Raw genomic sequence first — 17,989 nt, forward strand, 5'->3', positions numbered from 1 at the left:
TTCAAACCGTCGGGGCGTGAGGAACTACGCCGCCTTGGCGGTCCCGACCCTGGCCTCGATGACCTTGGCCGAACCGGCGCCGATCGGAATCTGACGCGGCTTCTTGGCCTCGGGGATTTCGCGCACGAGGTCGATATGGAGCAGGCCGTTCTCGAGGCTGGCGCCCGTCACCTGCACATAATCGGCAAGCTGGAAGCGACGCTCGAAGGCGCGTGCGGCGATGCCCTGATGCAGGACTTCGCGCTTCTCGGCCGTGTCGGAGGCCTGCTTCTCGCCCTTGACGGTCAGCGCGTTTTCCTTGCTCTCGATCGAGAGGTCGGCCTCGCCGAAGCCCGCGACCGCGATGGTGATGCGGTAGGCGTTCTCGGCGGTACGCTCGATATTGTAGGGCGGATAGCTCGGGGCCGAATCATTGCTGGTCGCCTGGTCGAGAATCGAGAACAGGCGGTCGAAGCCGACGGTCGAGCGGTAGAGGGGGGAGAGATCGAAATGACGCATGATGTGTCCTCCGGAAAGCGACATGCATTGCGGCCCGCCTCGCCTGAGCGCGGGCCCTGTTGGGTTTCACGCAGCCGGTTCCGGCCTGCGCAGAAGTGATCTGGGGAAGCGTTTTCGGCTTTTCAAGAGCCTCGCGCCAAGGGCATAAACGGGGCCTGACAAAGCCCGATACGAGTTCGCGTGGCCGGCAGGCGGCGTGAGCTCAGGTTGCCTTGCGCCCCACCGGACGTGATGACGGCGATCGATCTAATCGCGATGGCATCGGATTTTTTCGAAGGGTGATGTCCACTTTTCGGTCCGGCGTCATTGCCCGGAGCAGCAATGGCCGAGGCCGCCTTTTTCGCCGATCCCGACTATCCCGTCCCGGGCCATGGCAAGGTCTGGCTGGCGACGACGCGCGACGGCGCCGCCTTGCGCCTCGCGAGCTGGCACCCGACCGTGAAACCGGTGCGCGGCACGATCGTCCTCGTCCAGGGCCGGGCCGAATTCATCGAGCGCTACAGCGAGACGATCGCCGAATTGCGCCGGCGCGGCTTCCATGTCCTCGCCTTCGACTGGCGCGGCCAGGGCGGCTCGCAGCGCTTCGTCCGCCGCGAGCGCAAGGGCCATGTCGGCCGGCTGAAGCATTACGAGGCCGATCTCGCCCTGGCGATGGCGGAGATGCAGGCGAAGTTCCCGCCGCCCTATTTCGTTCTGGCCCATTCGATGGGCGCCGCGCTCTGTCTCGATGCCGCGCGTCACGGCGCCCTGCCGGTCTCGCGCATGGTCGCGCTCGCCCCCATGCTCGGCCTCACCATGGTGAAGAACCCTGCAGGGGCGAGCCGGCTCGCCAGCATCCTGTACTGGCTCGGCTTCGGCCGCGCCTTCGTCCCCGGCGGCGGCGACACCGCCATCGCGACGAAACCCTTCGCGGGCAACCGGTTGACCAGCGATCCGGTTCGCTATGCGCGCAACAGCAAGCTGTCGGCGCAGGCGCGCCATCTCAGCATCGGCGACCCGACCATCGCCTGGGTCCGCAACGCCTTCCGGCTGATGGCCCGGCTCAACGCCCCCTCCGCTGCGCTCGACGTCAAGGTGCCGACCCTGATCATCGCCGCCGGACAGGACCCCGTCGTCTCGACACCGGCGATCGAACGCTTCGCGGCCCGCCTCAAGACCGGTTCGGCGCTGGTCTTCCCCGAGGCGCGCCACGAGATCCTGATGGAGAGCGATGCGATCCGCGCCCGGTTCTGGGCCGCCTTCGACGCCTTCATCCCCGGCGAGGACCAGGCAGAGGCCGCCTCAGCCGGCGAGAAGATCGAGCGCGGCCTCATGCAGCGCCTCGCTGGCGGCGGCGACGATGCGGCCTCCCCCGGCAGCGCTCCCGCCATCCCATGAGGTGACGACGCCGCCGGCGCCCTCGATGACCGGGATCAGCGCGACGATGTCATAGGGCTTCAGGCCGCTCTCGATCACCAGATCGACATGGCCGGCGGCGAGCATGCAATAGGCGTAGCAGTCGCAGCCATAGCGCGAGAGCCGCACCGCGCGCTCGACGCGCTGGAAGGCTTGCGCCTCCTCACCCTGGAACAGCGCGGGCGAGGTCGTCATCAGCGTCGCCGCCGCAAGGTCCGGCACCTGCCGCGTCCTGAGCCGCCGCGGCCCGCCGGGACCCTCATAGCGTGCCTCGCGCCCGTCGCCGGAGTAGCGCTCGCCCGTGAAGGGCTGGTGCATCATGCCATAGACCGGCACGCCCTTGCGCGTCAGCCCGATCAGCGTGCCCCAAACCGGAATGCCTGAGATGAAGGCCCGCGTGCCGTCGATCGGGTCGAGCACCCAGACATAGTCCGCATCGGTGTTCTCGCTGCCGAACTCCTCGCCGAGCAGGCCATGCTCCGGGAAATGCTGGCCGATGAGGCGGCGCATGACCGTCTCGCCGGCGCGGTCGGCCTCGGTGACCGGGTCGAACACGCCCCCGCCCGACTTGTCCTCGGCCGTATGATGCGCCCGGAAGAACGGCAGGATCGCCTGGCCTGACTGCGTCGCCAGATCCGCCACGAAGGCACCGAAATCGACCGCACTCATCGGGACGTCCCTTGCTGGATTATTGTGCTCTGCAACATAACCTTGCCCATAGTCCGATCCCGGCGAGATCGCAGCCCTCTGCCAAATGTCATAGATCGTTTTGTTTGCAACGATTTTCGGGGTCAACCATGCAACCAACGCATGGCTGCTTTGATATCCGACAAATCCGCTTGCGTTTTTGCGCCGCACAGTCTTATTGTGCATCTGCGAAGGGGAGATCGCTTCAAACCTTCGCTTGCCCTCCTTGGGCGTTTCCTCCCTAGACTTGGGCCGCCACGCAAGTGTGCGGCCCTTTTTTCTTGGCTGGCCGATGCCGCGTCGCGGCCACGGGGCGCGGCTACTCGGCCGCCTCGCGCCATTCGTCGAGCCAGCCGCTCCAGCGGGCGAAGCAATCGGCAAGCGCGCGGGATATGGCGTCGCGCAAGGTCTCGAAGCCGTCATGCGGCTCGAGCGTCGCCTCGTTCATGTAGAGCGCACGGTTGACCTCGATCTGCAGCGCATGCACGCCGGCAGCGGGGGCGCCGTAATGCTCCGTGATGAAGCCGCCAGCATAGGGCCGGTTGCGCGTGACGCTCAGGCCCAGCCGGGCGAAAGCCTCCTCGGCGATGTCGATGATGTAGCCGGCCGCGCTGGTGCCGAATCGGTCGCCCAGGATGATGTCCGATTTCGCGGATCCCTCGCGATCGAGCCCGGCCGAAGGCATCGAATGGGCATCGACCAGGATGCAGGTGCCGAACGCCCCTTGCGTCCGCTGCACGAGCCCGCGCAGCCCGGCGTGATAGGGGCGATAGAGCGCGTCGATCCGGCCAAGGCCCTCCGCGATCGGGATGCGCCCGAAATAGATCTCCTGCGCATCGCCGACGATTCGCGGAATCGTGCCGAGCCCGCCGGCGACCCGCATCGAGCGCGTATTGGCGAAGGGTGGCACCCGCCCGTCGAACATCCGCGGATCGAGCTCGTAGGGCTCGCGGTTCACGTCGAGATAGGCGCGGGGAAATTCCGCGACGAGCAGCGGAGCGCCCAGCGCGACGCTCTGCGCGAACAGCCGGTCGACGAAAGCGTCCTCGGAGCGCCTGAGCCCCTTGAGCGGCAAGCGCGCCTGCTCGACGAAGCCCGGCGGATAACGCCTCCCGGCATGGGGCACATCGACGACCACCGGCACCACCTGCAGCGCCGGCTGGTACAGGCTGTAGGGACGGTCGATCTCGCCGACGACATCGTCGGGCGCGGGCGGAAACGGGGCAGAGGAAAAGCTCATTTCACCTGACTGAAGCACACAAACCGAACGGGTTGAAGCGGCGCCGAAAGAGTGGCTGTCGTGCAACAGTGGATTCACGCGTTGTTTACCACGATCTGGCCTTATAAGAGGGCATGGTTCCAACGAAGCGGCGGGGTCGCTACCCAGCCGCATCGGCCCCGACGGCGGCGCGGGCGCCAGACGCATTGAAACGGACGCGGCATCGCCCGGGCAGCGCCGGGAGAGACCGGCCTCGGGGACGGACAGAACAGGCCCATGACGAAGATTTTGCTCGCGGAAGACGACAACGATATGCGTCGCTTCCTGGTCAAGGCCCTGCAGAATGCAGGCTATGACGTCGCCTCCTTCGATAACGGCCTGTCGGCCTATAATCGTCTGCGCGAGGAACCCTTCGAGCTCCTGCTGACGGACATCGTCATGCCGGAGATGGACGGCATCGAGCTGGCGCGCCGCGCCACCGAGCTCGATCCCGACATCAAGGTGATGTTCATCACCGGCTTCGCCGCCGTGGCGCTCAACCCCGATTCGCAGACACCGAAGGATGCGAAGGTGCTCTCCAAGCCCTTCCACCTGCGCGAGCTCGTCAACGAAGTCGAGAAATTGCTGGCCGCCTGAAGCCTGTTCGGCACCCTGCAACGGGGTGTCGGATGGCCTGTGAGAATTTATGCGGCAAACGCCTTGCAAGCCGCGAGGCGAGCCGCTATAGCCCCCTCACCTCGCAGCGTGACTGCGGCCGCAAGGCCCGGACACGCTTCCGAAAGTCGCCAAGGGCGGCTGACGGGCGCGTAGCTCAGCGGGAGAGCACTACGTTGACATCGTAGGGGTCACAGGTTCGATCCCTGTCGCGCCCACCATTTTCGAACCCTGCAAGACCCTGGTCTTGCAGGGTTTTTTCTTGCCTCGACGCGATGGCGATCGCACCGCCGGACGAGGACTCGACCTCATCTGCGAACACCATGGGGACTGCCCCGCCGCCCCGGAAACGCGGCCAGCCTGGGCACCGTCTCCCCACTGACAGGAGCTGGCAGGAACGCGCGGCCGCAAGGTTGACATCGGCGCGATCATTACGTTGATATCAACGAAGAAGAAACCGCCGACCGGCTAGGGCAACCGTTCTCCGCGCCCGCCTGGAAGGAATCGGACCGTGTCCACGATGCTGCACGTCCTGATGTTCCGGGGCGGCCACGCCCAAGACGCGACGCCCCTTTGCGCCTCGCTCTTCGACGACGGTGCGGATCGTCGAGGTGACGCGCCGGCCGACAGGCGAGCCCGGTGCGGAAGGCCCCATCGATCTCGCCTGACGCGCGCCGAAGCCCGATCACAAAGGAGACGACCATGAAGATCGTGACCAGCCTGAGCTTCCGCGGTCAGTGCCGCGAGGCGTTCGAATTCTACGCCAAGGTCTTGGGCGGCAAGATCACCGCCGCCATCCCCTATGCCGACGCGCCTCCCGGCATGCCGATCACCGACGAGAAGTACAAGAGCTGGCTGATGCATTGCTGGCTGGAGGTCGGCGACCAGGCCCTGATGGGCGCCGACATGGATGTCGGCTGGGCCTCCAACATCGACAAGCCCAAGAACGGCTTCGACGTCACCTTGCACGGCACCGACAAGGCGCAGAGCCAGCGCTGGTTCGAGCAGCTCTCGGAAGGCGGCAAGGTGGGCATGCCGTTCGCCGAGACCTTCTGGTCGCCCGGCTTCGGCTCGCTCGTCGACAAGTTCGGCATCCCCTGGATGGTCAACACCCTGCCCTCGGCCGATTGGCGGCCGCCGCAGAGCTGATCCGCCCCGAAACACCGGTTGAAGGATATGGATGCCGGCGCCGGCGCATCCCGGAGAATGTCATGAACCATCCCTATCGCTGGGTGATCGTCGCTGCGGGTGCCCTGCTGGGCTGCGCCGCGGTCGGCGCCATGTTCTCGCTGCCCGTCTTCCTGAGGCCGATGTCGCAGGACACCGGCTGGTCGGTGACCGGCATCTCCACGGCGATGACGATCGGCTTCCTCGCCATGGCGGGCGCCAGCATGGTCTGGGGCAACCTCTCCGACCGGTTCGGGCCGCGCCCGGTGGTGCTGACGGGATCGATCGTGCTGACATCGAGCCTCGCGCTCGCCAGCCGGGCACAGTCGCTGGTCGAGTTCCAGCTCCTGTTCGGTCTCCTGGTCGGCGGCGCGACGGCCGCTGTCTTCGCGCCGATGATGGCCTGCGTCACCGGCTGGTTCGAGACGCAGCGCGCGCTTGCCGTCTCGCTCGTCTCCGCCGGCATGGGCATGGCGCCGATGACCATGGCGCCGCTCGCGGCCTGGCTGGTGACCATTCATGACTGGCGCGGCGCCATGCTGATCATCGCCGGCATTGCGGCGGCGCTGATGATCCCGGCCGCGCTCCTCGTGCGCCGGCCGCCCGCGCTCGATCACGCCGAGGCCGGGGCGATGACGGAGGGCCCGCAAGAAGGGATGACGGTCAGGCAGGCCGTGCGCTCGCCGCAGTTCATCACGCTGATGCTGGCGAATTTCTTCTGCTGCGCCACCCATTCCGGCCCGATCTTCCACACGTTGAGCTACGCCGTGACCTGCGGCATCCCGATGATCGCGGCGGTCTCGATCTACAGCGTCGAGGGGCTGGCCGGCATGTTCGGCCGCATCGGCTTTGGTGTCGCGGGCGACCGCTTCGGCGCCCAGCGCGTTCTCGTCATCGGATTGCTGGCGCAGGCCTTCGGCGTGCTCGCCTATGCCTTCGTCGGGGAGCTCGCCGGCTTCTATGCCGTCGCGGTGGTGGTCGGCTTCATCTATGCCGGCACGATGCCGCTCTACGCCGTGATCATCCGCGAGAACTTCCCGCTCAGGATGATGGGCACGATCATCGGCGGCACGGCGATGGCCGGCAGCCTTGGCATGTCCATCGGCCCCCTCTTCGGCGGCATGATCTATGACCATTTCGCCAGCTATGTGCCGATGTATGCCGCCTCCTGGGCCCTGGGGCTGGCGGCGATGCTGGTCCTGATGACCTTCCGGCCGTTCGCCGGCAGGCAGCGGGACATGGCACCGGCATGACAGCGCGCCCAGCCGATCCGGCGCCTCCCCGCGCGGGGTCGGTGCCCGGCGCGGGATCATCGCTTCGAGGGCAGATGCCCCCGGCTCGCAGCACTACTGCTGCCCAATCCGCAGGAGATTGAGATAACGCTCCCTGTCGCCGGGCGACATGCTGGCCGGCAGCGGCGGAAGCTGGAAGCTCCAGGTCTCGGTAAGCGTGCGCCCATCCGCCTCCAGCGCGGCCCGCAGCTCGGACACCTTGGTGGAGTCCTTGACCTTGATCCGGTAGGTCAGGCGCCAGCCCTGGATGGCCGGGTTGGGCTGGAGCAGCGTGCCCACGACCTCGACATTGTCGTTGGCGCTGACGAGCGCCGTAACCGGCGCACCCTGAGGCAGGTCGCGCAGCCGCTCCCCCTTGAAATCGACGAGGAAGGCGAGCGTGCCGTCGCCGGCGCGGATCAGGTTGGACTGATAGATTTCGCCCGTGGCACGCAGCGTCTGCAGCACATGGGCCGGGCCGTCCTTCATGATGGCCGGCTCATCCATGGTCCAGTGCATGCGGTAGTCGAACTGCATCGGCTGGCCGGGGGGCGGAAGCGTGTCCGGCGCCCAGAAGGCGACGATGTTGTCGTTGGTCTCGTCCGCGGTCGGAATCTCGACGAGGCGGACCGAGCCCTTGCCCCAGTCGTTCATCGGCTCGATCCAGGCGCTCGGGCGCAAATCGTAACGGTCCTTCAGATCTTCGTAGCGCGAGAACGAGCGGCCGCGCTGGAGCAGGCCGAAACCTTTCGGATTCTCGGCCGCGAAGCTGCTGAGCGCGACCATCGGCGGGTTGTTGAGCGGGCGCCAGATCCATTCGCCATTGCCGGCATGAATCGCGAGCCCGTTGGAATCATGGATCGCGGGGCGGAAATTATAGACCGGCGACGGCTGGTTGGGGCCGTACAGGAACATGCTGGTGAGCGGTGCGACGCCGAACAGGGCCGGCTTCCCGCCCGGGCGCTGGAAGACGCGCGCCTTGACGGCGAGCACCGCGTCGGAACCGGGCGTCAGGGTGAATTCATAGGCGCCGGTCGCACGCGGGGAATCGAGCAGGGCATAGAAGGTCAGCGACGTGTCCAGCGCCGCCGGGCGGCGGATCCAGAATTCGCGGAAGGCAGGGAACTCCTCCGGAATCGACAGGCCGGTGTCGATGCCGAGCCCGCGCCCGGACAGCCCATAGATCTGGCCCTTGCCGATGACGCGGAAATAGCTCGCGCCCAGCACGCTCATGATCTCGTCGTTCTTGCCGGGCTCGTTGACCGGAAACAACACCCGGAACCCGGCCCAGCCGAGCTTGCTGGTCTGCTCGCGGTCGAAATGCAGGTCGCCGAAATCGAAGCGGCCGGGATCGTAGGGGATCTCCTTCACAGCGCCGTCGACGATCTCGTTGATCCTGACCGGCGTGTTGAACTGCATGCCCTGGTGGTAGAAGGACAGCTTGAACGGCGTGTCCAGCTCGGACCAGGCGAAGCGATCGCGCCGGGGCTGCATCTTCTGGTAGTCGAAGAACTGCATCTTGCTGAAGACGTCGGGCAGGTTGCTGACCGGCGCGGCATAGGGGGCCGCCGCCAGCGCCTTCGCCCGCGCCACCACCTCGCCCAGCCCGAAGGCCGGGCGTTCCTGCGCCATCGCCGAGGCGCAGAAGGCGAGCGTGCCGGCCACCAGCCAGCCCAGAGCCACCTGCAGCCTTGCAAGGCCGGGCCTCCGCCGGGAAGGCTTGAATCCGAACGAAGCCTGGGTGGACCGGATCGAGAAACGTCGGGTCGGATCGCAGGGTGCGGCCGCGGGACGGGTCGACAAGTTCACAGAAGCTCCCTTACATAACGAATGGCAGGATATGCGCCGGTCCTGCACTGGCAGAGGCGCGTCCGAGCACACATGCCCATCGTGGGGACAAGGGTCAAGGAATGAGCGCCGACCAATTCGACCCGCGCCCGCGCCTCCCCCGCCAACCTCGATCGAAGTGAACGAACACAGCATGGACAATCAGAACAGCGTGCCAGTCGCCGACCGGCGAGGGGATGGTTCCCGCATGGAGGAGAGCAGGAACGGCCTGTCCCGGCGGCAGGCGCTCGGGGCCATCTCATGGGCCGCGCTGGCGGTGGGAATGACCGCGAATCCCGCACTGGCAACGCCGAAACGGGCCGGAAAGCCCTCTGACGCCGCCAAGAAGGCGTTCGTCGACGACCTCATCAAACGCATGACCGTCGACGAGAAGATCGGCCAGCTCCGCCTGATCAGCATCGGCCCCGAAATGCCGCATGCCAAGCTGATGGACGAGGTCGCGGCCGGGCGCATCGCAGGCTCCTTCAACACCGTCATCCGGCGCGACAATCGGCCGCTGCAGGAGGCCGCCGTCAAGCGCAGCCGCCTCAAGATTCCGCTATTCTTCGCCTATGACGTGGTCCACGGCCACCGCACCACCTTCCCCATCCCGCTCGGGCTGGCGTCGAGCTTCGACATGGCCGTGATCGAGCGGATGGCCCGCGTCTCGGCCGTCGAGGCCTGCAATGACGGCGTCGACATGACCTTCGCGCCGATGGTCGATATCAGCCACGACCCGCGCTGGGGCCGCACCTCCGAAGGCTTCGGCGAGGACCCCTATCTCGTCTCCGAATGCGCCCGCGCCAGCGTGCGCGGCTTCCAGGGCACCTCGCCCGACAAGCCCGACACCATCATGGCGGCGGTCAAGCATTTCGCGCTTTACGGCGCGGTCGAGGGCGGGCGCGACTACAACACGGTCGATATGAGCCCGCTGCGGATGCGCCAGACCTATCTGCCGCCTTACAAGGCCGCGATCGATGCCGGCGCCGGCGGCGTCATGGTCGCGCTCAACTCCATCAACGGCGTGCCCGCGACCTCGAATACCTGGCTGCTGCAGGATCTCCTGCGCAAGGAATGGGGCTTCAAGGGCGTCACCGTCAGCGATCACGGCGCGATCACCGAGCTGACGCGGCACGGCGTCGCGCGCGACAATCGCGAGGCGGCCAAGCTCTCCGTCAAGGCCGGCATCGACCTCAGCATGGCCGATCAGGTCTATCTCGCCGAATTGCCGGGGCTGATCGCCTCGGGCGAGATCAAGATGGCCGAGATCGACGCCTGCGTCCGCGAGGTGCTGGGCGCGAAATACGATATGGGCCTGTTCGCCGACCCGTTCCTGCGCATGGGCAAGCCCGAGGACGATCCCGTCGACGTCAAGGCCGACAGCCGCCTCAACCGCCAGCCGGCCCGCGAGATCGCCCGCGAGACCATCGTGCTGCTGGAGAACCGCAACCAGACCCTGCCGCTGAAGAAGCAAGGCACCATCGCGCTGATCGGCCCGCTGGCCGATTCCGGGCTCGACATCCTCGGAAGCTGGTCGGCCCAGGGTGTGCCCGAGCAGGCGGTGACGCTGCGCGCCGGCCTCGAGGCGGCGATCGAGGGCAAGGCGCGCCTCGTCACCGCCCGCGGCTCCAACGTCATCGACGACCAGAAGGTCGTCGAGTACCTCAACTTCCTGAACTGGGACAAACCCGAGGTCGTCCAGGACCCGCGCAGCATCGAGGCGATGATAGAGGAAGCCGTCTCGGTCGCCAGCCAGGCCGATGTGGTGATCGCCGCCGTCGGCGAGTTGCGCGGGATGTCGCATGAATCCTCAAGCCGCGTCAGCATCGACATGCCCGGCTCGCAGCGCCGGCTGCTGCAGGCGCTCAAGGCGACCGGCAAGCCGCTCGTCGTCGTGCTGATGAACGGCCGGCCGCTCGCGATCGGCTGGGAGAAGGACAATGCCGACGCGCTGCTGGAGACCTGGTACACCGGCACCGAAGGCGGCAACGCCATCGCCGACGTGCTGTTCGGCGATCACAACCCCTCCGCCAAGCTGCCGATCAGCTTCCCGCGCTCGGTCGGTCAGATCCCGACCTATTACAACGCCCTGCGCATCGGCCGGCCCTATACCGAGGGCAAGCCGGGCAACTACACCTCGCAATATTTCGAGGAGGCGCAAGGCCCGCTCTATCCCTTCGGCTTCGGCCTGAGCTACAGCCGCTTCACGCTGAAGGATCTGAAGCTCTCGGCCACGCGCCTCAAGCGCGGCGAGAAGCTGAGCGCCGAGGCGACGCTGACCAATGAGGGCAGCTATGAGGGCGCTAATGTCGTGCAGCTCTACATCGCCGACCCCTACGCCTCGATCGCGCGGCCGGTGAAGGAGCTGAAGGGCTTCCAGAAGGTCACGCTCAAGCCGGGGGAGAGCCGCGTCGTGCGTTTCGAGATCGGCGAGGATGAGCTCAAATTCATCAATGGCGAGCTCAAGGAAGTGGTCGAGAACGGGCGCTTCGACGTGCAGCTCGGCCTCGATTCGCACGACGTCCTGGTGCAGAGCTTCGAGCTCGTCTGACGCGTTCCCGAAGCTCGGCAGGCTCTATGCCCTGCCCCGCCGCCCCGTGGAACTCTCGGCCGGTAGCAGCCGGCCGGCGCCGGAGAGGATGCTGGCGGCGAGCGCCCGCGCCGCTTCCTCATGCGACTGCCCGCCGACCACGACGAACTCGATCGAGCCCAGCCGCGGCAATGCCTCGCGCGGCTCGGCCTCGGCCAGCCCGGGCGGGATCAAGCGCGCCGAATGCGCGGTGACGCCGAGCCCCGCCACTGTGGCGGCACGCAGGCCCGCAAGGCTTCCGCTGGTGCAGGCGACGCGCCAGGCCCGGCCGGCCTGTTCCAGCGTCTCGATCGCATGGATGCGCGTGATGCTCGGCGGCGGATAGAGCACCAGCGGCACCACCGGTTGCTCGGCCAGCCGCGAGCCCGGCCGCCCGACCCAGACCAGCCGCTCCTCCCAGGCGACGACGCCGCGCGCGTCGCCATTGCGGCGCTTGACGAAGATGAGGTCGAGATCGCCCGCATCGTATTGCTCGTAGAGCCGGCCGCTTAAGCCCACCGTCAGCTCCAGATCGACGGCGTGATGCTGCATCGCGAATTCCGCGAGGATGTCCGGCAGCGCCGTGAAGGCGAAATCCTCGGAGACGCCGAGCCGCAGGCGCCCCCGTAGCGTCGAGCCCTTGAGATAGTGCTCGATGCGGCTGCCGGCCTCGAGCACCTGCCGGGCGAAGGGCTGGATCGCATCGCCATCCGGCGTCGGGCGGACCTCATGCGTATCCCGCGCTAGCAGCTTGCGCCCCACCCGCTTCTCCAGCCGCGCCACATGCTGGCTGACCGAGGATTGCCGTAAGCCGAGCTGCCGCGCCGCTTCGGTGAAGCTCAGCGTCTCGCAGACCTTGAGGAAGCTGCGCAGCAGCACGGGATCGAGCGGTTTCGGATCGGATGTCACCTCATCATGATTCATGATGAGCAATATCATGTCCAGTCCGGATCAAAATGAGCCGGCGATCTGTTACAGCATCGGCCCGAAAGTGGCAGGCGATTTTCGGAACAGGCCGATGCCGCAGAAGCCGCTCATTCAGGAGGGCATCAGATGCTCCGCCGCACCCTCGCCCGTTTCGGCATCGACCCCTATCTGCTTGCGCTCCTCGCCACCGTCGCGATCGCGATCATCCTGCCGGCCACCGGCCGGGGCGCCGTGGTCGCCAATGACGCGGTCTCCGTGGCGGTCGCGCTGCTGTTCTTCCTCTATGGCGCACGGCTCTCGCCGAAGGCGGTCTGGGACGGTCTGCTGCACTGGCGGCTGCAATCCCTCGTCTTCGCCAGCACCTATGTGCTGTTCCCGCTGCTCGGGCTCGGCCTGACCAAGGCGTTCGGAAACTTTCTCTCCCCCACTCTGATTCTCGGGCTGATGTTCGTCTGCGTGCTGCCCTCGACGGTGCAATCCTCCATCGCCTTCACCTCGATCGCGCGCGGCAATGTCGCCGCCGCTCTGTGCAGCGCCTCGGTCTCGAACCTGTTCGGCATGGTGGTGACGCCGCTGCTCGTCATGCTGCTGCTCAACGCGAACGGCGGGGGCTTCAGCACCGCGGCGGTGGAGAGCATCGCGCTCCAGCTCCTGGCGCCCTTCGCGGTCGGCCAGATCCTGCGCCCCTGGATCGGCACATTCCTGCAGCGGCACAAGGCGGTGATCTCGCTGGTCGATCGCGGCTCGATCCTGCTCGTCGTCTACGCTGCCTTCAGCGAAGGCATGGCGGCCGGCATCTGGTCGCAGGTCACGGCGGGCGACCTCGTCGCCGTCGTGCTGCTCGACATGGTCCTGCTCGCGGCCGTTCTGGTGATCACGACGGTCGTCAGCCGCCGCTTCGGCTTCTCCAAGGAGGACGAGATCGCCATCGTCTTCTGCGGCTCGAAGAAAAGCCTGGCGAGCGGCATTCCGATGGCCAACATCCTCTTCCCCGGCCAGGCGCTCGGCCTCATCGTCCTGCCGCTGATGCTGTTCCACCAGATCCAGCTCTTCGCCTGCGCCACATTGGCGCAGCGTTACGCCAAGCGTCCCGTCGAGACCCATCCCGAGCCGGAATCCCAGCCCATGCTCGGCCCGGCAAAGGCCTGAACGAAGCCGGGCGCGCGATCTGCGCGCTTACGTCTCACCTCGCTCCACCGGAACAAGCCGGGCTTCAGCCTTGTTGATCCCCTGCCTGCCCCCACATGAAAGGACGTCGCTCTCCCGGAAGCGAGCGCCTTCATGGAAGGGCGCCGTGGAGACAGGGCGAGGCCCAACGCGATCCGGGCTGGCCTCGCCGGATGTCACCGCTGAAAAGCCGCAACGGCCGCTGCTGCGGCCCGCCTTGAAGCGGCATCATGGCGGCTGGTCGCCATAGGGTGAAGCCCGGCCGTCGCTCACGATGGAGGATTGCATGAGCAAGGACGAGAAGGCACAGCGCGAGATCAGGAAGATCGCCTACGGCATCTGGATGCAGGAAGGCCAGCCGGAAGGCCGTGACCGCGAGCATTGGGAGGCCGCCAAGGAAATCTGGGCCTTCCGCAGCCACAACCATGTCCTCACCGACGAGAACGAGGACTCGTTCGGCGCAGCCCGGCCGATGCCGCCCGATCTGACCGACCGGCACGAACACCGCCGCCCGCCGCGCGGCCGTGCGATGTAAGGCTGCGCGCCCGCAGGCCGGTGGGGATGCACCGGCAAGGGTTCAGGCCAGCAAAAGCCTGTTGTCAGGGGCAGATATAGCCGCTGGGCGTCGCCGCGCAGCGTGCGCCGGTCGGCAGGATGAGCGCGCCGCCGCGATCGCGCCGGACATAGTCGCCGTTCGGCAGCTGAAAGCCTCCGGTGGGATCGGGCGTGACCCGCGTCCCGTCGGGAAGGACGAGCTGGCCGCCATCGCGAAGGATCTGCTTCGCCGTGCCGCCCTGCGGGACAGGTGCAGGTTCCGGGCGATTTGAAACGCAGCCCGCAACGAGGACCGCCAGAGCTCCAAGGGTTACCGATGTCCTGATCATGACCTCACCTGTGCCGCGTCGACGAGGAAACCGAAAGGGCGATGGCGCCTCCGCCATCGCCCGATACTCACGCGGCGAAAGATAGCTCGAAAGCCATTTCCGCCGAAACGGTCAAAACGCTCAGTAGACCCAGCGGCAAACGCGGACCGGACGGCCGAAGCGGTTGCGGTGCACCGTGCAGACCTGACGCCGCGGACGCGGGCGATGGTAGGGAGGACGCGGGCGGTGGCCGGGGTGAGGACGGTGAGAATACTGCACCTGCTCGATCGGGGTGCCGTCAGGCAGCGTCGCGGCCTTCTCGGAGGGCATGGCGCCGAGCGCCTGGCCGGCAGCGCCGAGCCCAGCCGCATCAGCCTTGCCAGCGACAGCGACGGTGGCGGCGCCAGCGGAAAGGGCAAACAGCCCGAGCAGGAAAGAACGTCGTTCCATAAGCGTTTCTCCAAATCGCATGAACAAAGCCCAGTCGAATCAAACGAGACAAGGCTATTGCCCAAAACGGGTGATGAGCAAGAATGTTTCGTTAACGGCGCTCGACCGAAATCGATGGCACCGCTTTCGAGAACACGATGCAGTTTAGAATCGCGATTCTGAACGGAACCCGACAGCGATCTGGACCATCGACATTTTCTTGTCGTCGCCGCAGCCCGATCATTGGCCGACGATCCGACCAAGTCGAAGCAGGACTTCCGGCGGAAGCTATGCAGATGCCGCCATAACGGCATCCCAGACATCTCTCCCTGAGACAGAGCCTGTGGCGCGCGCTACGCCGCCGGCGGCGTACCATGCGTGTGGAAGCTCTCGATCGTCTTGAGCCCCCAGGCCTGGCCCTTCTTCCGCTCTGTCTCGGTCCAGGTCACGGTCTGCCAGTCCGGGTCCAGGATCAGGCGCGCGCCGGCATTGGCGATCTCGACGCGGTTGCCGGCCGGCTCATAGACATAGAGGAAGAAGGTCTGCTGCACCGCATGCTTGTGCGGGCCGGTCTCGATGAAGACGCCGTTCTCCAGGAAGAGATCGGCCGCCTCCAGGATGTGCTCGCGCTGGTCCACTGCATAGGTGACATGGTGGAAGCGCCCCTGCGCCGGCGTGTGGTCGCGCGTATAGGCGATGTCGTAGCTCTTGTTGTTGACGGTGAACCAGCAGCCGCCGACCTCGCCGGAATCCAGCACGATCTGCTCGGTGACGCGGCTGCCCAGCGCCTTCGGCATGAAGTCGCGGATCGCGGCGACGTCCTGCGCCAGCAGGTTGACGTGATCGATCCGGCGCACGGCGCAGCCCCGGCCATGGTTGCGCTGCGCCTGGTTCTTCAGCGCCGGCCGCTCGCCTTCGGGCGCCACATATTTGTTCGTGTCGAAATAGATCTCGAAGACATGGTTGTCGGGGTCGCGGAAGCGATAGGCGCGGCCATGGCCGAGGTCGCCCTCGACCCAACCGATGCCCGCGCCCATCTCCTCGATTCCCGCGACGCGGCGCAGGAGCGCCGCCTCGCTCGCAGCGCGATAGCCGATATGGCCGACGCCGGTCGTATTCGAGGCCGTCAGCTTCAGCGTGTGGAACTCGTAATCGTCCCAGGCGCGCAGATAAACGGAGTCGCCCGCGCGCCCGCTCTCCGTCAGTCCGAAGATGTTGACGAAGAAGTCGAGGCTCTCCTGCGGCTTGTTGGTGAAGAGCTCGACATGGCCGAGATGGGCGATGTCGAAGCAGGGCTCGGCGCTCATGTCTGGTGTCCTCTGGAGCAAGCTGATTTTGCACGGAGCCACGCGGTCATCCCGGGCTTGACCCGGGATCCATGCCGGAGCGTTTCCGATCAATGTTCAGGCATGGATCCCGGATCTTCGCTTCGCTCCGTCCGGGATGACCAGATTTCCCCCAAAGGCGCTTTCAGCCCCAGACTTCCTTCGCCACTTCGAGAATGCGCGAGAGCTTGGCCCATTGCTCGTCCTCGGCCAGCACATTGCCTTCTTCCGTCGAGGCGAAGCCGCATTGCGGCGACAGGCAGAGCTGCTCGAGCGGCGCGAATTTCGCGGCCTCCTCGATCCGGCGCTTGAGATTGTCCTTGCTCTCGACCGTGCCAAACTTCGAGGTGACGAGGCCAAGCACGACCTGCTTGTCGCCCTTGGGCAGGAAGCGCAGCGGCTCGAAGCCGCCCGAGCGGTCGTCGTCCCACTCCATGAAATAGCCGTCGACATCGATCTGGTTGAAGACGAGATCGGCCACCGGCTCGTAGCCGCCGGACGCGATGAAGGTCGATTTGAAGTTGCCGCGGCAGGTATGGGTGGTGATCTGCATGTCGGCGGGCTTCGCCTTCAACGCCGCGTTGAGCACGTCGCGATAGACGAAGATCAGCTTGTCCGGATCGTCGCCGCGCTCGGCCAGCATCTTGCGCTGCTCGGGATCACAGAAATAGGACAGGCTGGTATCGTCGAGCTGCAGATAGCGGCAGCCGGCATCGTAGAAGGCCTTGATCGCCTTGGCGTAAGCCTTGCCGAGATCGTCGTAGTAATCCTCCATCTTGAGATAGGCGCTCGGATCGATCGCCTTCCGCCCGCCGCGGTAATGCAGCATGGACGGGCTCGGGATGGTCATCTTCGGCACACGGCTGGTCACCGAGGCCAGGAACTTGAAATGGGCCAGATGCGGGTGGTCGGCCGGGAAGTCGAGCTTACCGGTGACACGGATGCCATGCCCCTTCGTGGCGACGCCCTTGAACTGGATGCCGGCATCGGTCTCGTAGGTCGTGACGCCGGTCAAGCCGTCGAGGAAGTCGAAATGCCAGAAGGCGCGGCGGTATTCGCCGTCGGTCACCGCCTGCAAGCCGATCTCCTCCTGCTTGCGGACGAGCTTTTTGATCTCCTCGTCCTCGATCTTCGTCAGCTCGGCCTGCGCCATCTCGCCCGCAGCGACCTTGGCGCGGGCTTCCTTGACGGGCGCGCTGCGCAGCAGGCTTCCCACCATGTCGCCCCGGAACGGTGGCTTCTTCCTCTGGGTCATCGCGTTTCCTCCGGTTCTTGACGGTCAGGCTGCGGCGGCGAGGCCGAGATGGTGTTCGAGCCGTTCGGGCTCGGCGATGAGCGTAGCACTGCGCTCGGCGAGGACCACGCGGCCGCGTTCGAGCACGATCGTCTCGTCCGTCAGCTCGAGGATCTTGCGCGCATGCTGCTCGATCACGATGGCGGAAAGCCCCTCCTCGCGGAACAGGGCCTTCAGCGCCTTGAGCAGTTCCTCGACGATAATCGGCGCCAGCCCCTCGGTCGGCTCGTCGAGCAGCAAGAGCTTCGGGTTGAGCATCAAGGCCCGGCCGATCGCCAGCATCTGCTGCTCGCCGCCGGAAAGCTGGTTGCCGAGATTGGTCTTCCGCTCCGCCAATCGCGGGAACATGCCGAAGACGCGGGCGGCATCCCAGGGCCCTGGCCGGGCCACCGCCGTCAGGTTCTCCAGCACGGTCAGCGACTTGAAGATGTTGCGCTCCTGCGGAACCCAGCCGATGCCGGCATGCGCCCTCTGCTCCGGCGAGGCGGCGGTGAGATCACGCCCGGCCAGCACGATCCGCCCGCCGCGCCGCCGGGTGACGCCAATGATGCTGTTGACCAAAGTCGTCTTGCCGACGCCGTTACGGCCGAGCAGCGCCAGCGACTGCCCCTGTGCAAGCGTGAGGTCGATGTCGAACAGCACCTGCGCCTCGCCATAGCCGGCGCTCAGCTTCTCGATCTTGAGCAGCTCAGGCAGC

General features: G+C 66.4%; 17 protein-coding genes and 1 tRNA gene. 8 read left to right on the forward strand and 10 right to left on the reverse strand.

What is annotated here, in order from left to right:
• Nucleotides 1–24: 24 nt before the first annotated feature.
• A complete protein-coding gene (locus AB6806_RS10310; RefSeq protein ID WP_038363810.1) occupies nucleotides 25–498 on the reverse strand; it encodes an Hsp20 family protein in 474 nt (157 codons plus the stop codon).
• Between the two features lie 321 nt (nucleotides 499–819).
• Between AB6806_RS10310 and AB6806_RS10315 the strand changes: the two genes are divergently transcribed.
• A complete protein-coding gene (locus AB6806_RS10315) occupies nucleotides 820–1,875 on the forward strand; it encodes an alpha/beta fold hydrolase (protein WP_370954553.1) in 1,056 nt (351 codons plus the stop codon).
• Here the strand turns inward: AB6806_RS10315 and hisN are convergent.
• Both hisN and AB6806_RS10325 read right to left on the reverse strand, forming a co-directional pair.
• Entirely contained in the window at nucleotides 1,780–2,562 is a 783-nt protein-coding gene (hisN, locus tag AB6806_RS10320; RefSeq protein WP_370954554.1) for a histidinol-phosphatase, read from the reverse strand. The genes AB6806_RS10315 and hisN overlap by 96 nt on opposite strands.
• A 337-nt stretch (nucleotides 2,563–2,899) precedes the next feature.
• Nucleotides 2,900–3,820: an N-formylglutamate amidohydrolase gene (locus AB6806_RS10325; RefSeq protein ID WP_370954555.1), complete on the reverse strand. Its 921-nt coding sequence runs from the start codon at nucleotides 3,818–3,820 to the stop codon at nucleotides 2,900–2,902.
• 255 nt (nucleotides 3,821–4,075) lie between these two features.
• Here AB6806_RS10325 and cpdR point away from each other — a divergent pair, with 255 nt between their 5' ends.
• The 4 genes from cpdR to AB6806_RS10345 all read left to right on the forward strand — a co-directional run bounded on the left by cpdR (nucleotide 4,076) and on the right by AB6806_RS10345 (nucleotide 6,873).
• Nucleotides 4,076–4,435 (forward strand): cell cycle two-component system response regulator CpdR, encoded by a 360-nt coding sequence (cpdR, locus tag AB6806_RS10330; RefSeq protein WP_038363805.1) that lies wholly within the window; start codon nucleotides 4,076–4,078, stop codon nucleotides 4,433–4,435.
• A gap of 164 nt (nucleotides 4,436–4,599) precedes the next feature.
• Nucleotides 4,600–4,674, forward strand: a tRNA-Val gene (locus tag AB6806_RS10335).
• 481 nt (nucleotides 4,675–5,155) lie between these two features.
• Nucleotides 5,156–5,602 (forward strand): VOC family protein, encoded by a 447-nt coding sequence (locus AB6806_RS10340; RefSeq protein WP_112764863.1) that lies wholly within the window; start codon nucleotides 5,156–5,158, stop codon nucleotides 5,600–5,602.
• Between the two features lie 62 nt (nucleotides 5,603–5,664).
• A complete protein-coding gene (locus tag AB6806_RS10345) occupies nucleotides 5,665–6,873 on the forward strand; it encodes an MFS transporter (protein ID WP_370954556.1) in 1,209 nt (402 codons plus the stop codon).
• A gap of 93 nt (nucleotides 6,874–6,966) precedes the next feature.
• Here AB6806_RS10345 and AB6806_RS10350 read toward each other — a convergent pair whose 3' ends face one another.
• Nucleotides 6,967–8,574, reverse strand: a complete 1,608-nt coding sequence (locus tag AB6806_RS10350) for a glucan biosynthesis protein G (RefSeq protein WP_282568287.1) — start codon at nucleotides 8,572–8,574, stop codon at nucleotides 6,967–6,969.
• Nucleotides 8,575–8,926: 352 nt separating this feature from the next.
• On the opposite strand from AB6806_RS10350, the gene bglX reads away from it, so the two are divergent.
• Nucleotides 8,927–11,269: a beta-glucosidase BglX gene (gene bglX / locus AB6806_RS10355; RefSeq protein WP_142022031.1), complete on the forward strand. Its 2,343-nt coding sequence runs from the start codon at nucleotides 8,927–8,929 to the stop codon at nucleotides 11,267–11,269.
• Between the two features lie 24 nt (nucleotides 11,270–11,293).
• Here the strand turns inward: bglX and AB6806_RS10360 are convergent, their stop codons facing one another.
• Nucleotides 11,294–12,211 carry a LysR family transcriptional regulator gene (locus tag AB6806_RS10360; RefSeq protein ID WP_142022032.1) on the reverse strand — a complete coding sequence of 306 codons (918 nt, stop codon included), beginning with the start codon at nucleotides 12,209–12,211 and terminating at the stop codon, nucleotides 11,294–11,296.
• A 129-nt stretch (nucleotides 12,212–12,340) separates the two neighbouring features.
• Between AB6806_RS10360 and AB6806_RS10365 the strand changes: the two genes are divergently transcribed.
• Both AB6806_RS10365 and AB6806_RS10370 read left to right on the forward strand, forming a co-directional pair.
• On the forward strand, nucleotides 12,341–13,363 hold the full coding sequence (locus AB6806_RS10365; protein WP_142022033.1) for a bile acid:sodium symporter family protein: 1,023 nt from the start codon (nucleotides 12,341–12,343) through the stop codon (nucleotides 13,361–13,363).
• 304 nt (nucleotides 13,364–13,667) lie between these two features.
• The gene (locus AB6806_RS10370; RefSeq protein ID WP_370954557.1) at nucleotides 13,668–13,916 is read left to right on the forward strand and encodes a DUF2934 domain-containing protein; all 249 of its coding nucleotides are present in this window, start codon (nucleotides 13,668–13,670) and stop codon (nucleotides 13,914–13,916) included.
• 64 nt (nucleotides 13,917–13,980) lie between these two features.
• Here the strand turns inward: AB6806_RS10370 and AB6806_RS10375 are convergent, their stop codons facing one another.
• The 5 genes from AB6806_RS10375 to AB6806_RS10395 form a co-directional block, all read right to left on the reverse strand.
• Nucleotides 13,981–14,265, reverse strand: coding sequence for a hypothetical protein (locus AB6806_RS10375; RefSeq protein WP_038363793.1), 285 nt, complete (start codon nucleotides 14,263–14,265; stop codon nucleotides 13,981–13,983).
• A gap of 120 nt (nucleotides 14,266–14,385) precedes the next feature.
• Nucleotides 14,386–14,694, reverse strand: a complete 309-nt coding sequence (locus AB6806_RS10380; protein ID WP_038363791.1) for a hypothetical protein — start codon at nucleotides 14,692–14,694, stop codon at nucleotides 14,386–14,388.
• Between the two features lie 332 nt (nucleotides 14,695–15,026).
• Nucleotides 15,027–15,980, reverse strand: coding sequence for a catechol 2,3-dioxygenase (locus AB6806_RS10385; RefSeq protein ID WP_370954558.1), 954 nt, complete (start codon nucleotides 15,978–15,980; stop codon nucleotides 15,027–15,029).
• Between the two features lie 163 nt (nucleotides 15,981–16,143).
• Nucleotides 16,144–17,253, reverse strand: coding sequence for a 5-methyltetrahydropteroyltriglutamate--homocysteine S-methyltransferase (locus tag AB6806_RS10390; RefSeq protein ID WP_370954559.1), 1,110 nt, complete (start codon nucleotides 17,251–17,253; stop codon nucleotides 16,144–16,146).
• 24 nt (nucleotides 17,254–17,277) lie between these two features.
• Entirely contained in the window at nucleotides 17,278–17,988 is a 711-nt protein-coding gene (locus AB6806_RS10395) for an ABC transporter ATP-binding protein (protein ID WP_370954659.1), read from the reverse strand.
• Nucleotide 17,989: the final 1 nt, after the last annotated feature.

Origin of the sequence: Allobosea sp. RCC_152_1, assembly GCF_041360765.1 — a bacterium.
Lineage (GTDB): Bacteria > Pseudomonadota > Alphaproteobacteria > Rhizobiales > Beijerinckiaceae > Allobosea > Allobosea spartocytisi.